Raw genomic sequence first — 15,106 nt, forward strand, 5'->3', positions numbered from 1 at the left:
GTTCCCGCAGATTTCGCTGATCAACGAAGAACTAATATCTGTGGTTATTAAATGGTGTGGAGATATTTTAGTTTAACACCATCAATTTTATCAAATTTATTCAAAACCTGATTGAGTTGCGCTTTTCTCACTTCAAATTTCAATATACAATTGGTATCAAACTGTTGTGCTAAAATCTGTAAATTTTCCTCTTTGCTCAATTTCATTACGTCATTCATCTGTAGGTATTCAAAATGTACTTCATACACATCATTAACCGTTTTAGAAATGATTTTTGAAGCTTTAATAGCTTCTATACTAGCGTTTTTGTAGGCGTTAATTAAACCTGGAACTCCGAGTAAGGTGCCACCAAAATACCGTACAACAACAATGAGTATATTGGTAATATCTTCTGATAATAAACAGTTGAGGATTGGCCTGCCGGCAGTACCAGAAGGTTCGCCATCATCATTTACCCTAAAAACAGAGCGATTCGGCGTTAGACGGTATGCATAACAGAAATGATTGGCCTTTGCATTAGCAGCCCGCAGGCTCATAATGATTGGCTTTACTTCTTCTTCACTGCGGATCGGGTAAGCATAAGCGATAAATTTGCTCCCCTTATCTCGAAATATACCTTCTGAAGCATTTTCGATTGTTTTATAAGAATCATCGAACAGCATGTTGTGATAATGTAATAAAAATGACGGCCGCAATGGCCAGAATTATACCTGCGTAATTTAATTTGCTCAGCTTTTCTTTAAACACCACTACGCCAATTAAGGTACCTGCAATGATTACCCCCAGGTTCATCGCTGCAAAAACGGTAGATGGGTTTTCTGCCAATGCCTTGTGCGCTTTCATATAAAAAAGGATATTTCCGAAGTTAAAAAAGCCTAAAATCAGTCCACAAACAACATTAACCAATTGTAATTTTATTTTGCCCGAAATCACCATGGTGATCACAATGAGCAGCGATACAATGAATGAAAGGCAGAAAACGGTAAAAAGCGAAGTTGTATAAGGTAATTCTTTATATAGGGCAATTTGTTTAAAAAGAACATCGATTATGCCAAAGCCCACAAAAACCATAATGGGATAGAGGAGACTTTCCTTACCGGCTTCCTGATGATTAGATTTTCGGAGGAAAGTTAATACAATAGCAACAAAACCGATTACCAGACCAATAATTTTTAGGTTATTAAAATCTTCTTTAAAAATAAAATAAGCCGCCAGGATAGGAATAAATAAAGATAAACGTTGGGCAATGTCAGTTTTAACAATGCCAAGTTTTTTTACTGATGCAGCAAGAAATAAAAATATCGACGGCAATAGAATAGCCAGCGCAATATAAATAGGCCATGGTCCGGCAGAAGTAATCAGTTTAACATCGGGCTTAAAAAAAAGAAAACATAAGGTTAATGCAACCAGATAATTAATTGTAACGGCCTGAATGATACTGATCTGGTACCGTTTGGCTAACTTTAATAATATCGCAACCGTAACGCTACAGCAAATGCTTAAAATAATGTAGATCATTTATTTATGTCGTTTATATAGATAGCGAGTTTATCGTTTCCAACTTGCATTTGCTCTTTCAAATTTCCGTTTATAGTAGGAGAAGGAACACCGTCCGTCCAGCTGTTTGATGAGGTGAAGATACGCGCTTCATCCCAAAGGTTAGTGGATAAAAACTGATTTAGGATATTTGCACCACCTTCGATAATTACCGATTGTATGTCCATTAAATAAAGCTGAAACGCAATCTTTTGTGCCAGGTAAAAATGCATGTCTTCCATCTGGATATAATGGATATTCTCAACTACATCGGTTTTAATTTCGTTAAATATGATGGTTTTGGCTTCTGCATTGAAAATGTGATTCGATAACGGCACCTGAAGGTTTTTATCGATTACCAAACGAATGGGGTTTTTACCCGGCCATTCTCGTGACGTTAACTGCGGATTGTCCATGATAGCAGTTTGTTTGCCAATCAAAATGGCATCTTCTTCAGTACGCCATTGGTGTGCCAAACGTTTAGCCAGAGCACCGCTGATCCACTTTTGATGTCCGTTTTTTGTTGCGAAGTAGCCATTGGCGGTTTCAGCCCACTTTAGAATAATATAAGGTCTTTGTTTTTGTATCCTGGTAAAAAATCTTCTGTTGAAATAACGGCATTTATCATCCAAAACACCGCTTACCACTTCAATACCTGCATTTTTGAGTTTTTCTATACCTTTGCCATCAACCCCTGAAAAAGGATCTCTATTGCCAATAACTACTTTTTTTAGCCTATGCTTAACCAACAGATCGGCACATGGAGGTGTTTTCCCAAAATGTGCACAAGGCTCCAGATTAACATAGGCAGTAGCTTGTTTCAATAGATTTTCGGCCTCATTGCCATAAGCATCAAATACAGCTTTGATAGCAGTGGGTTCCGCATGTGCCTTTCCATATTCCTGATGATAACCTTCGCCGATAACTTTACCGTCTACAACAACAACACAGCCAACCATTGGATTAGGGCTAACATTCCCTGAAGCCAGGGCTGCAAGATCAAGACATCGGTTGATATAAAATTCATCACTCATTAGCGCAAAAGTAGTAAAAAAAGAGTCATGGCCTTATCAAAAGAATGCGGTTATCATCTCAAATAAGTAATTTTGCTGTTCATGAACATCGGAGCACTCGAAGAGCATTATAAATTGGAACTTGCACCCTTATACGAAAGCGATGAGGCTAAAATATTATTTAGCCTGGCTGCTGAGCAGGTTTTAGCTATGTCTACCAGTAGGTTAATGATGCAGAAAGATGAAGCTATCAGTTTTATCAACATGCAAAAACTATTGAGCATCCTTAACGACCTGCAGATCGGAAAACCAATTCAGCACATTTTAGGAGAAGCCCATTTTTATGGTTTGGTTTTTAAGGTAAACGAAAATGTATTAATACCGAGGCCTGAAACAGAGGAATTGGTAGAATGGATCATATCAGTTTGCAGTACACAGTTTTCAGTAAACAGTTATGAGTCACCGAAAAAGCTAAGTATGCTTGATATTGGAACTGGATCTGGTTGTATACCAATAACCCTTAAAAAACACTTACCAAACACTCAGGTAACTACTTTGGATATATCTGCTGATGCTATTGCAGTTGCAAAACAGAATGCCATACAAATTGGTGTTGAAATCAATTTTATTACAGCAGATATTTTAACATTTCAATCTGAAGAAAAATTTGATTTCATCGTAAGTAATCCGCCTTATATCAGAGATTTAGAAAAAATTGAAATGCATAACAATGTACTTTTGCACGAACCTCATTTGGCTTTGTTTGTAAGCGACCAAAATCCATTAATTTTTTATAAAGCCATCGCTGATTTTGCAAAAACCAATTTAAAACCTAATGGAAAACTTTTCTTTGAAATTAATGAATATCTAGGTAAAGAAACAGTTGATATGTTATTTAGTAAAGGTTTTAATGATATTGAGTTAAGAAAGGACATGCAAGGAAAGGACAGGATGGTGAAAGCAGGGATTTTGATGGAAGAGGTGTGATGGAAAATGGATGATGGAGGGTAAATAATCAATGACCAATTTTCAATGATCAAACTAGCAGAGTTCAATAAAAAGGGCGTCATCTCGACCGGAGCAATGCGAAGTGGAGAGATCTGCTTCGATATATCTATCGACATCCAGCTTACGTACGCGCCTTAACCATCCATCAACACCTAAGACCTTGGATGAAACTGCGTAATTACCTCTCTTAAGTAATCTCTATCAATGTGCGTATAAATTTCTGTGGTGGTAATGCTCGAATGGCCCAGCATCTCCTGAACCGCACGTAAATCGGCACCGCCTTCAATTAAATGTGTCGCGAATGAATGCCTTAATGTATGTGGACTAATCGTTTTTTTTATTCCTGCGGCGATAGCGAGGCTTTTAATTAAGTTAAAAATAGAAATACGGGAAAGTTTGGCGCCAAAACGGTTTAGAAATATAAAGTCTTCATGTCCCTTTTTAATCTTGGCATGTACCCGAACTTCGTTAATATAAATATCAAGCAATTTAAGCGCAACACTGCCAATAGGCACTAAACGTTCTTTGTTTCCTTTCCCAATGATCTTTATAAATTCGATCTGTGGGAAAAGGCCGGAGATTCGGAGTTCTGTTAATTCGGTTACCCTTAAACCGCAGCCATACAAAACCTCCAAAATGGCTTTATTACGCATTCCATCTTGCTTAGAAGCATCTATAACAGCTATAAGTTCATTAATCTCATAAATATTCAAAGTATCTGGCAATTTTCTACTGAGTTTTGGTGCCTCCAATAATGCTGTTGGATCATTTGAAATCAGATCTTCGATCATTAAATAGGCGAAGAAAGCCTTTAAACCGGATATTACCCTGGCTTGCGTACTTGCTTGCATACCAAGTTCATTTAACCATGAGATAAAGGATTTTAAATGGGTTATGGTAATTTCCGTTAATTTGGGTTCTGCATTCAACGATTGGAAATACTGGATCAGCTTATTGATATCGTTCAGGTAGGCATCAATAGAGTTTCCAGATAAAGACCGTTCCAGTTTTAAATACGATTTAAATCCTTTAATATATGATGACCAAAGCATGCTTTTATTTGAGATTTTTTATAACATTGCAACGTTACAACATTATATTATGAAAATACAAATTATTAACGGACCAAACTTAAACTTATTAGGCGTTCGCGAACCATCTATCTACGGAAATACCAGCATTGAAGATTATATCAAAGAATTAAAAACGGTTTATCCGGAAATCGAAATTGAATATTATCAAAGTAATGTGGAAGGCGAAATTATTAATAAATTGCATGAAGTGGGCTTCAGTTATGATGGTGTAGTACTCAATGCCGGTGGTTACACACATACTTCGGTGGCTATTGCTGATGCCATTGCCGCTATTAAAACGCCTGTTGTTGAAGTGCATATTTCAAATATCTATGCCCGTGAAGAATACCGCCATATTTCGCTGACAGGAAAAAACTGTCAGGGCGTTTTAACCGGATTTGGAATGAAAGGTTACCGCCTGGCGATCGAAAGTTTGTTGGTTTAGGTTCAAAAAGATAGGTCGTCATTCCCGCGTAGGCGGGAATCTTAATCTTTAGGCTTATGGCATTAAGACTCCCAATCGACCCGATAGTTATCAGGTTGGTAATGACGATTCGCGATTTATTTCAAATTCGAGAAATATTTAACTTTCTTAATAAAAAATGCCCAAACAACACTTTTGTTGTACACCCCCTTATGTTTGGAGTACTCTCTTTGAACCGCATTCCGCTTTTTATTGGTTTGTGAAAGCGATTTAAGAAAATGCCAGTGTCCTTTAGTAACTGCCATCGTGAATTTAGGTTTACCAGTGAGTAAAAAGTGCCACCAGGCAATAAAATCGATGAACATGCGGATGGTAATCCTGAAAATAGCATCACCAGCAGGCAGGTTTTTTTGCATAATAATCAGGTTGTTCCTGAAATTGAGGTAAGTTTTAAAAGGGTTTTCCGTTTGTAATGTTCCGCCGCCAACATGGTAAACTTCAGCATCCGGACAATACATAATCTTGTAATTCAGGTTTTTTAATCGCCAGCAAAGATCTATTTCCTCCATATGAGCAAAAAGATCTGCATCTAAGCCTCCGGCCTCTATCCAGCATTTGCTTTTAATAAAAAAGGCTGCCCCACTAGCCCAAAAAACCTCTTTTTGTTCATTATATTGACCGTTATCAAACTCATATACATTAAAAAGCCTGCCACGGCAGAAAGGAAAGGCATAAATATCCAGATAGCCTCCGGCAGCGCCTGCATATTCAAACTGGTTTTTATTCAGTTGCCATTTAATTTTGGGCTGCGCTGCTGCAATCTGTGCATCACTTTCCATTAGGCTGACGATAGGTTTAATCCAGTTTGGAACAACTTCTACATCCGAGTTGAGCAAAATAAAATAATCGGCTTCTACACGTTCTAAAACTTTATTGTAGCCTCCTGCAAATCCATAGTTCTGATCGTTTTGGATAATTTTAACAGTTGGGAAATTTTCTTGTAAAAATAAAACTGAATCATCTGTTGAGGCATTATCCCCAACAACAATTTGCAGGTTCTCATATTCTGAAAGCAAAATTCCGGGTAAAAACTGCTTTAAATACGCTTTTCCATTCCAGTTTAAAATTACAACGGCTACTGATGGGTTCATTCTTTGTTATTCGGGTTTAAATTTCCAGCGCTTATGGCTCCAGAGCCAGTATTGGGGCTGTTCTTTTATAATGTTTTCTAAAAATTTAAAGTGCAGGTCAGTAATCTCAAATTCGTCCATTTTTTCAGGTTCGAGGCACATGGGCAACACTTCTATATGGTAATAACCTTTTTTAACCACATTTACTTTAAAATAATATATCGGTCTTTTAGTAGATTTTGCAATTTTTTCTACACCTAAAAGTGCCGCCGTGGGCTGATTTAAAAAATCTGCAAAGTATTTGGTTTCTTCCCTGGTGGGAGATTGATCGCTTGCAAAACACAAAAGCGTAGGTTCATTTTTATAGGCGGCCATGCCGCGTAGTGTTTGCCGCATAGCAATAAAGATGTTTCCATACTTGGTGCGCATACAATCGAACCAGGTTTCGAAGATTTTATTTTTGATGGGTTTAAAAATAACCATGGTTTTGGCCGATATACTTAGTCCAAGTGCCAAAGTGCCTAATTCCCAGTTGCCATAGTGGCCGGTACAGGCTAGTACACTTTCTCCGGCTTTAAAATGAACTTCCAATTGTTCCAAGCCTGTAAACTTTACCCTTTTTAAGGTTTCAGCTTTCGAAATACTGGTCATTTTGATGATTTCAAAAATAAGTTCGGCCAGGTACAGGAAGAATTTTTTCTCAATTGCTTTTATTTCAGCAGCAGATTTTGTGGGAAAAGATTGGGTTAAATTCTGTCTGACAACTTTTTTTCGATAGCCAATTACGTAATAAAGCAGATAATATAGTAATCTTGCAAAAAAAAACAGCAAAGGCAGGGGGAGCAGCGATAACAGGTATAAAAAAAATACGCCAACATGCGCAATCCCTCTTTTAATCATTATTTTTAAAACGTTTCAGCTACAAACATAAATTTTCAAATGCAGAATACAGCTATACTTCCATTATTTTATCTTCCGCCAGTAGGTTATTTTAGTTTATTGCAAAAACTGGGAGAAGATTTTTTAATTGAAAAACATGAACATTTAGCCAAGCAGACTTACCGTAACAGGGCCAGTATTTATTCGCCCAATGGCAAACTTGATATTACCGTTCCGGTGGTTAAAGGCGCTAAAACACATACGAAAATGAAGGATGTACGGATCAGTTACGATTTTAACTGGCAGCGTTTGCATTGGTTGAGTTTAGAAAGCTGTTACCGGAGTTCTGCTTATTTCGAGTTTTACGAAGATGAACTCTCGCGTTTTTATACCAACAAATTCGAATTTCTGTTCGATTACAACTTCGAACTTTTAGAGTGGCTGAACAAAAAGCTAAAATTGAATAAGAGCTTTGGGGTAACGGAGGAATATTTTGACGACATCCAACCAGAGTTGGATTTCCGTTCGGCCATGAGCCCTAAAAAACAAGAAGATATTGTAAACAATAAGTCCTATTATCAGGTTTTTGAAGATAAACATCAATTTTTGCCCAACTTAAGTATTGTTGATCTGTTATTTAACCAGGGTCCACAAGCCCGGCTATATTTATAATATATGGGAAAAAACAAGCCTCGAAACCGTCATAAGCACTATAAAGTTCCAGCGCCCGGCACCAGTCCGGGTTTATATGCCATCGATGAAGACGCACTAAAGCCACAAATTGTATTGCATACTTATAATGAAAAGAGTTATAAGAAAACCGAACTGGAAAACATCAATAACATTGATAAACTGATTGAGAACAAAGATTTTTATTACTGGTTCGATATCAAAGGTTTGGCTGATCCCAATATATTTGAAACTTTATCTACTAAACTAGACATCAGCAGGCTCGTGCTTGAAGATATCACCAGTTCTTATCAGCGGCCCAAACTGGATGAATATGATAATGACAAATACATTTTTTCGGTTAGCAGGCATTTATATTTAAGTGATGATAATGTGCTGTGTAATGATCAGATTTCCTTTATTCTATCAGAACGGACACTCATTACCTTCCAGGAAACTTACGCAGATTGTTTTGAACCAGTCCGCAAACGTTTGGAAATAGGGAAGGGCAACATCCGCATTGGTGGCAGCAGTTATTTAATGTATGCCATCATGGATGTGATTGTAGATAATTATTTTGCGCTTTTGAATTTTTGGGGTGAGGAATTAGATGCGATTGAAGACCGCCTGTACGATCATCCTGATAAAAGGATCATGTACGATACACAGGCCATCAAAAGATCTTTGATCACCATTAGGAAAGTAACCTGGCCGGAAAGGGATAAATTGAACGATATTATCCGCACGGATAGTCCTTTAATATCCGACCTGACCAAAACCTACATGAAAGATGCTTACGATCACTGCATCCAGATCATTGATTTTATCGAATCTTTAAAAGAGATTGCATCTGCCAATATTGATATGAATTTATCGATCATCAGTAACCGGATGAACGAAATTATGAAAGTTTTGACCATCATTTCATCCATATTTATTCCATTAACCTTTATTGCAGGGATATATGGAATGAATTTCAGTAGGGAAGACCCCGCAACCGGAAAAATACTGAAAGATAATATGCCGGAATTATATGCTGAACATGGATATTTATACACTTGGATTGTGATGGCAGTGATAGCTGTTATACAGGTAATTTACTTTTGGCGTAAAGGTTGGTTTAAATAATATTTTTTAAATAATACCAATTATTGGTATATTTAATCAAATAATGTAATTATGGGACGAAATACATCAATCCTGCTAGGCGATCATTTCGATAATTTTATCAACGAAAAAATTGCCTCTGGTAAATTTAATTCTGCAAGCGAGGTGATTAGAACAAGCTTAAGACTTTTAGAAGAAGAAGAAAAGCAGATCGAATTGTTGCGTGAAGCTTTAAAAGTTGGTGAGGAAGGTGGGTTTGTAAAAGATTTCGACCCCGTTAAACACTTGCAAGAGTTACACCGCAAGCATTTATAATGGTTACCTACCATATTAGTAAGCCTGCACAGATAGATCTTGAAGATATTTGGTTATATACATTTAATAATTGGTCTAAAGATCAGGCAGATAGATATTATAGTTTATTACTTAGTGAGTGTGAATATATATCAAATCATTTTGAATATGGAAAAGTAATGGATCATATATTAATGGGATACAGATGTTCGGCAGTTAAATCTCACCTAATATTCTATAAGCTGGGAAAGGATGGCTTAGTGGAAATAATCAGGATTTTACATCAAATGACTAACATTAAAAGTCACTTATTGTAAAAAATCAATTTTTAATATATGTAGCTTTAGGGCGTTTTGGTTAGGTTATAGATGCAGTCATTCGAAATAGATAAAAGCGACGTACTCAAGGTTAAAAATGCAATTTTAGCCGGTGATGAAACTTTAAAAATAGTTTTAGAGGAATATCATGCCTCAGAAATTGCGATTTTGTTCGAACGTTTGGATAAATCCGAACAACGGCATATTATCAACCTTCTTCCGGCAGAGATCGCTTCCGAAATTATTTCGGAAATGGATGAAGAATCTCACCCCGAGGATTTACTCTTTGAGCTTCACCCTGATAAACGTACCGAAATTGTTGAGGAACTGGATTATGATGATGCAACGGACATTATTTCGCAACTGGAAGACCACGAGCAGAAAGAAATTCTGGAAGATCTTACCGAAGATCATGCTTCAGAAATCAGGAACCTTTTAACTTACGACGAAAAAACCGCTGGTGGTTTGATGAACACAGAACTGATTTGTGTAAACATTAACCTCACCAAAAAAGATGCAATTGACGAGATTATCCGCCAGAGTGAAGAAATGGAGGAGTTTTATACCATATATGTGGTAGATGACGAGGAGATTTTTAAAGGCATTGTTTCGTTAAAAGATATTATCAAGGCAAAACATAACGCCAAAATAACCGAACTGGTTAAAATAGATGCCGTTTACGTGCATCCCGATACCGACCAGGAAGAAGTAGCCAACCTTATTTCCCAATATAATTTAACCAGTATCCCCGTAATAGATGATCATCAGAAATTATTGGGAAGGGTAACTTTTGATGATGTGATTGATGTAATGGAAGCGGAAAGTACAGAAGATATCTTAAAAATTTCAGGGGTATCGGAAGATGAGGAATTAAGTGGTAACTGGGTAGAAGCGGTAAAATCGCGTTTGCCATGGTTGATTATCAACTTGGGCACTGCATTCCTGGCATCATCAGTAGTGCGATATTTCGACCCAACCATTAAACTGATTCCTTCCTTAGCAGCTTATATGACCATTATTGCCGGGATGGGTGGAAATGCAGCCACCCAAGCGCTTGCTGTAACGGTGAGGCGTATTTCCCTTTACGATTTAACAGATAAGCAAGCTTACAGAACCGTTTTAAAAGAGTTTACCGTAGGCTTGATTAATGGAGCATCAAACGGATTAATTGTATTTATTTTCGCTTTCTTTTTTGATGGAAATCCGATGCTCGGTTTGGTTATCTTCCTGGCTATGACGGGCAATTTGGTTATTGCAGGTATCACTGGTGCGGGTATTCCACTTATTTTAAAACGTGTAGGTATCGATCCTGCCATTGCATCATCTATAATTATTACTACTTTTACCGATGTTTTTGGCTTCCTATTAATTTTAGGATTGGCCAGCAAACTTTTACTATAATCAGGATTTGCTCGATTTTAGGAATTCGGTATCTTTATCCGAAAGACTGAATTGGCTGCCTGTTAATTAACTAAGACGAATAAAATTAAATCTGTAAAATCTGATCCACATGCAAACAACAAGACACGATTGGACAAAAGAAGAAATATACGAAATTTATAATAGACCGTTTTTGGATCTGGTTTACGAAGCTGCAAGTATCCATAGAGAGAATAAAGATTACAATGAAGTTCAGGTAAGTTCATTAATTTCGATCAAAACCGGAGGTTGTGCCGAAGATTGTTCATATTGCCCACAGGCTGCCCGTTACCATACCGATTTAGAAGTACAGCCCTTAATGCAGGTTGGCCAGGTGGTTAGTGCTGCTGTTAAAGCTAAAGAAGGTGGCGCATCACGTCTATGCATGGGGGCTGCCTGGCGCGAAGTACGCGATAACCGCGATTTCGACCGTGTAATTGAAATGGTTAAAGCAGTTAATGATATGGATATGGAAGTTTGCTGTACTTTGGGTATGCTTACTGAAAATCAGGCGCAGCGTTTAGCTGATGCCGGTTTATATGCTTATAACCACAATATCGATACTTCGGAAGATGATTATAAACGTATCATTTCAACCAGAACTTACGATGACCGTTTAAATACCATTAAAAATGTACGTAAAGCTAAATTAACGGTATGTAGTGGTGGTATTATCGGTTTAGGTGAAACTGTAGAAGACCGTGTCTCGATGTTGCAGACTTTATCGAATATGGAAAAACATCCTGAATCGGTTCCGGTTAATGCTTTGGTTCCTGTTAAAGGGACACCTTTAGAAAATCAACCGCGTGTTCCAATCTGGGATATGGTAAGGATGATTGCCACAGCGCGTATTGTAATGCCAAATTCAGTTGTACGTTTATCAGCTGGTAGAAATGAAATGAGTACACTAGAACAAGCTTTTTGCTTTATGGCTGGTGCAAGTTCTATTTTTGCAGGCGATAAGTTATTGACTACACCAAATCCGGCATTTATAGATGATATGGCCATGTTTGAGTTGTTAGGTCTGAAAACGAGGGATGCTTTCAAAAACGGCAGGCCTGCTAATACAATAATTGAACAGGAAGCTGTTTAGGTAAAAAATATAATCCATATCCTTGTTGTCAGTTGTTTCCAACTGACAGGTAGATAGATTTCAACCCATAGTATTATAAATAAGAAAGTCCCAGATTTAATCCGAGACTTTCTTATTTATGATATTATTTACAATATCAGATAGAAACATCTGACAGCACGACGAAAATTTATCTTATACCGCGGTTACCCTTACTTCAATATTTCCTTTAGTTGCTTTCGAATATGGGCAGGCACGATGTGCCTTATCAGCTAAAGCTTGTGCTTCTTCATGAGAAATCCCTGGAATATGAACATCCAGATCGGCAGAAAGTACAAAAGAGTTTCCATCTTTATTAAAAGAAACCAATACTTTCACATTTGCTTCGCTAATATCAACACCTTCACGTTCCGCAACTGAGCCTAATGCTCCCAAATAACAAGGTCCCCAAGCTGCAGCAAATAATTCTTCCGGGTTTGTAGCACCTCCTTGCCCTCCAAGTTCTTTTGGCTTTCTTAGCTCTAAATCTAAAATTCCATCACTTGATTTAATGTGTCCGTCTCTTCCTCCAGTAGCTGTAACTTCAGCCGTATATAGCTTTTCCATAATATTATATTAATGTGAATAGCTTAACAATCTCCAGTAGTCTTTGTTTTTGATACAAAGTATTTGATAGTTTTAATTCAGGACTAAACTACAATTAATAAATGTGGTCGTCTTTATTGGAGCATAACGAATGGAAAAATCTTTGAAACCAGTTAGTAAAATGCAACTTAAAAAGATTTCTCCACTTGCGGTCGAAATGACAACACTTTGATCTATAGCTTTATTTTTACCGATAGTTTGTAAATATCGTAGGCCACTTTTTGGATCAGATCAAATTGCTCTGGAACAAGATCTTCACCTTTTTTTATTGCTAAACCATTATCGTTTAACCTGATTAAAGGCACATTATCTATTGTACCTTTTCCTTGCTCCAGATTATCAATAGAAGCATCCAATAAATAGTTGGTATTATTGGCGATCGGTTTTAAGTTTTCGAAACTCTCAAATATAAATTGATGTTCTTTATTATAGAGCGAAAGGGTGGCCACATAAGATGACAATAAATGGCTTAATGCAGTAAATTGATGCACTTCCTTGATAAACAGCTGTTTACTTTTTGGCTCAGAGAACATTCTTTGAAAAAGCGAGGCCAAGTTTGCTGTGCTTACATACACCTCTTTACGGGCCAGCTTATATTCCGTTCTGTTATAATTTTTCTCAAAATATAATTTTACTACTTGTTCATAATAAGCTTTGTTTGCCTTTAGCATGTCGATCATAGCCGCTTTTAGCTTCTCATATTCCCAGGTTGGGAATAAAGAATAACTGGCCAATAAAGCAATACCAGATCCTATAAAGGTATCATAAATCCTTTCACGTGCCAATGCTATCGATCCCATACCTAGAAAATCGAACAAGATTAAGATATAAGGGGTCATAAAGAGTACGCTGACTACATAATTTTTTCTTTGGAAACTATAACAGCCAATCATGCAGAATAACAGGATTACAAACAAAGTATTCCGATCGTGGATGTAAGTAATAACACCCATGCCAATGAACGCCCCAACTGTGGTACCGATTAAACGCTGATAATTACGTTCTTTAGTTAAACTAAATCCGGGCTTTGAAATAACGAGAATGGTAAGGAGAATCCAGTAACTATGTGAGAAATCGAGTATCTGAGCCACTATAAAACCTAAAAGCATCACAACAGTAACCCGTAACGAATGCCTGAAAGTGGAAGAAGTATAGGTTAAATTCTCCGTAAACAGTTTGAAATCGAATTTTTGCCTGGTGATAAATTTCTCGGTATCTACCTCGGCTTTACCAATATCCTTGCTGTTTCTGATTTTAAAATAGCTGAAAATAGTTTTAACCCTGGCCAGGATATTTTCGATGTTCACCTCAATATTTTTTAAGGCAATAATACCCAGGGTATTGTATTCCTGGTTTTGGTTGTTCTTTTCCAGATTGTTGATTTTAATCTTTAACCTTTCGATCTCAATTAATAAACGTTTGGAAATAACAGGTATCCCTCCACTTTTGAGGGCAAATGCAATATCATCAAGGGCATACGAGGTCCGCTTTATAGCCATTTCATAATCTGATAAAATACCTGCTTTATCAAACTGATCGTGTAACTGCTGGTAATTATAATAGGTAGACATTACCTGCTCAAACAGATCAACCATATCTACAAATACCAATAATAAAAATCTGCCTTCTGGAGTAGAATCCCTTACGATTTCGCGGGTTCTAAATAAGAGTTCTCTTACTGCATCTTGTTTTTCGTGAACAGAAACCTGAAGTTGTAATAGTTCAGAATATGTTTTATCGTAATTGTTATTTTGATGATAAAATTTGGCTTTCTCTCTTAAAAATTCTGCCACCTCTAAAATAGAATCACTTAACGATTGTTGTACCAAACGAAATGGACGTAAGCGATACACAAAATAGCTTAAACCAGTATACCAAAGGCTACCAGCCAGCACCAAAGCAGCATGTAACAATACCTCTTGCCATGGGCGAATATCATCAATACTCAATACCATGATCAACAAAACGGCAGTACCCACTGATGCTGCCCTGATGCCATAGATATAAAACATCGAAAACACAAAGCTGGATACAGCCAATAAAAAGCCGATAAAATAGTGGTTTTTATTGGTCAAGCCTGTGATGATGGAAAAAGTAAATATGAGTGCTGTGGTAATCAGCATGGCGTTTCTTCGGTGAACCATTGGCCCCGGACTATCTACCACACTTACACATAAAGCACCTAAAGATAAAGTCATGCCATACTTTAACAAGCCAAATTGTGCAAAAATCAGAGAGGGGAGTAGTACACCTATGGTAATACGGAGCCCATCGGCAAAATAGGTACTCAATAAAAAGTCTTGTATATTTCTAATGGGTTGCCTGATCTGCATGTTACAAAAATAACATAATAGCAATGTTTTTTGTTGGGAATAAAATTAAGTTTTTTGCTTTTTTCTTATTTTCACGAATAAAATGCTAATCAATTGATTATTAAATACCTATAAGTATGTTAATAAGTATACTGAGAATTATTGTTAATAAACTTACACCATAGCGCAACAGGCGATTAAAAAGGAA

At 37.0% G+C, this 15,106-nt stretch carries 16 protein-coding genes; 8 read left to right on the forward strand and 8 right to left on the reverse strand.

Features of this window, described 5'->3' with window-relative positions; genetic code table 11:
* Positions 1 to 47: 47 nt before the first annotated feature.
* The 3 genes from OQX63_RS00850 to ribD are packed head-to-tail and all read right to left on the reverse strand — an operon-like array spanning position 48 to position 2,570.
* A complete protein-coding gene (locus OQX63_RS00850) occupies positions 48 to 662 on the reverse strand; it encodes an IMPACT family protein (protein WP_265849002.1) in 615 nt (204 codons plus the stop codon).
* Positions 649 to 1,518, reverse strand: coding sequence for a DMT family transporter (locus OQX63_RS00855; RefSeq protein WP_265849003.1), 870 nt, complete (start codon positions 1,516 to 1,518; stop codon positions 649 to 651). The genes OQX63_RS00850 and OQX63_RS00855 overlap by 14 nt, the downstream gene beginning before the upstream one ends.
* On the reverse strand, positions 1,515 to 2,570 hold the full coding sequence (ribD, locus tag OQX63_RS00860) for a bifunctional diaminohydroxyphosphoribosylaminopyrimidine deaminase/5-amino-6-(5-phosphoribosylamino)uracil reductase RibD (protein WP_265849004.1): 1,056 nt from the start codon (positions 2,568 to 2,570) through the stop codon (positions 1,515 to 1,517). The genes OQX63_RS00855 and ribD overlap by 4 nt, the downstream gene beginning before the upstream one ends.
* 81 nt (positions 2,571 to 2,651) lie before the next feature.
* Between ribD and prmC the strand changes: the two genes are divergently transcribed.
* The gene (prmC, locus tag OQX63_RS00865) at positions 2,652 to 3,536 is read left to right on the forward strand and encodes a peptide chain release factor N(5)-glutamine methyltransferase (protein WP_265849005.1); all 885 of its coding nucleotides are present in this window, start codon (positions 2,652 to 2,654) and stop codon (positions 3,534 to 3,536) included.
* A 173-nt stretch (positions 3,537 to 3,709) separates the two neighbouring features.
* Here prmC and xerD read toward each other — a convergent pair whose 3' ends face one another.
* Positions 3,710 to 4,609, reverse strand: a complete 900-nt coding sequence (gene xerD, locus OQX63_RS00870; protein WP_265849006.1) for a site-specific tyrosine recombinase XerD — start codon at positions 4,607 to 4,609, stop codon at positions 3,710 to 3,712.
* 49 nt (positions 4,610 to 4,658) lie between these two features.
* On the opposite strand from xerD, the gene aroQ reads away from it, so the two are divergent.
* Positions 4,659 to 5,075 carry a type II 3-dehydroquinate dehydratase gene (gene aroQ / locus OQX63_RS00875; protein ID WP_265849007.1) on the forward strand — a complete coding sequence of 139 codons (417 nt, stop codon included), beginning with the start codon at positions 4,659 to 4,661 and terminating at the stop codon, positions 5,073 to 5,075.
* 116 nt (positions 5,076 to 5,191) lie between these two features.
* Here aroQ and OQX63_RS00880 read toward each other — a convergent pair whose 3' ends face one another.
* Together OQX63_RS00880 and OQX63_RS00885 are read right to left on the reverse strand one after the other, a co-directional pair.
* Positions 5,192 to 6,205: a glycosyltransferase family 2 protein gene (locus tag OQX63_RS00880; RefSeq protein ID WP_265849008.1), complete on the reverse strand. Its 1,014-nt coding sequence runs from the start codon at positions 6,203 to 6,205 to the stop codon at positions 5,192 to 5,194.
* Positions 6,206 to 6,211: 6 nt separating this feature from the next.
* Positions 6,212 to 7,084 (reverse strand): lysophospholipid acyltransferase family protein, encoded by an 873-nt coding sequence (locus tag OQX63_RS00885; protein WP_265849009.1) that lies wholly within the window; start codon positions 7,082 to 7,084, stop codon positions 6,212 to 6,214.
* A 39-nt stretch (positions 7,085 to 7,123) separates the two neighbouring features.
* On the opposite strand from OQX63_RS00885, the gene OQX63_RS00890 reads away from it, so the two are divergent.
* From OQX63_RS00890 to bioB, 6 genes are all read left to right on the forward strand, one after another.
* On the forward strand, positions 7,124 to 7,735 hold the full coding sequence (locus OQX63_RS00890; RefSeq protein ID WP_265849010.1) for a WbqC family protein: 612 nt from the start codon (positions 7,124 to 7,126) through the stop codon (positions 7,733 to 7,735).
* A 3-nt stretch (positions 7,736 to 7,738) separates the two neighbouring features.
* Positions 7,739 to 8,860 carry a magnesium/cobalt transporter CorA gene (corA, locus tag OQX63_RS00895; RefSeq protein ID WP_265849011.1) on the forward strand — a complete coding sequence of 374 codons (1,122 nt, stop codon included), beginning with the start codon at positions 7,739 to 7,741 and terminating at the stop codon, positions 8,858 to 8,860.
* Between the two features lie 51 nt (positions 8,861 to 8,911).
* Positions 8,912 to 9,154, forward strand: coding sequence for a type II toxin-antitoxin system ParD family antitoxin (locus OQX63_RS00900; RefSeq protein ID WP_193420728.1), 243 nt, complete (start codon positions 8,912 to 8,914; stop codon positions 9,152 to 9,154).
* A complete protein-coding gene (locus tag OQX63_RS23435) occupies positions 9,154 to 9,450 on the forward strand; it encodes a type II toxin-antitoxin system RelE/ParE family toxin (RefSeq protein WP_416276522.1) in 297 nt (98 codons plus the stop codon). Before OQX63_RS00900 ends, OQX63_RS23435 begins: the two co-directional genes overlap by 1 nt.
* Positions 9,451 to 9,501: 51 nt before the next feature.
* The gene (mgtE, locus tag OQX63_RS00905; protein ID WP_265849012.1) at positions 9,502 to 10,851 is read left to right on the forward strand and encodes a magnesium transporter; all 1,350 of its coding nucleotides are present in this window, start codon (positions 9,502 to 9,504) and stop codon (positions 10,849 to 10,851) included.
* 109 nt (positions 10,852 to 10,960) lie between these two features.
* Positions 10,961 to 11,962, forward strand: a complete 1,002-nt coding sequence (bioB, locus tag OQX63_RS00910; RefSeq protein WP_265849013.1) for a biotin synthase BioB — start codon at positions 10,961 to 10,963, stop codon at positions 11,960 to 11,962.
* A 174-nt stretch (positions 11,963 to 12,136) separates the two neighbouring features.
* Here the strand turns inward: bioB and OQX63_RS00915 are convergent, their stop codons facing one another.
* Positions 12,137 to 12,547 carry an organic hydroperoxide resistance protein gene (locus OQX63_RS00915; RefSeq protein WP_132397738.1) on the reverse strand — a complete coding sequence of 137 codons (411 nt, stop codon included), beginning with the start codon at positions 12,545 to 12,547 and terminating at the stop codon, positions 12,137 to 12,139.
* 212 nt (positions 12,548 to 12,759) lie between these two features.
* The gene (locus tag OQX63_RS00920) at positions 12,760 to 14,919 is read right to left on the reverse strand and encodes an FUSC family protein (protein WP_265849014.1); all 2,160 of its coding nucleotides are present in this window, start codon (positions 14,917 to 14,919) and stop codon (positions 12,760 to 12,762) included.
* Positions 14,920 to 15,106 lie beyond the last annotated feature (187 nt).

Source organism: Pedobacter sp. PF22-3 (assembly GCF_026239555.1).
In the GTDB taxonomy this organism is placed as follows: Bacteria; Bacteroidota; Bacteroidia; order Sphingobacteriales; family Sphingobacteriaceae; genus Pedobacter.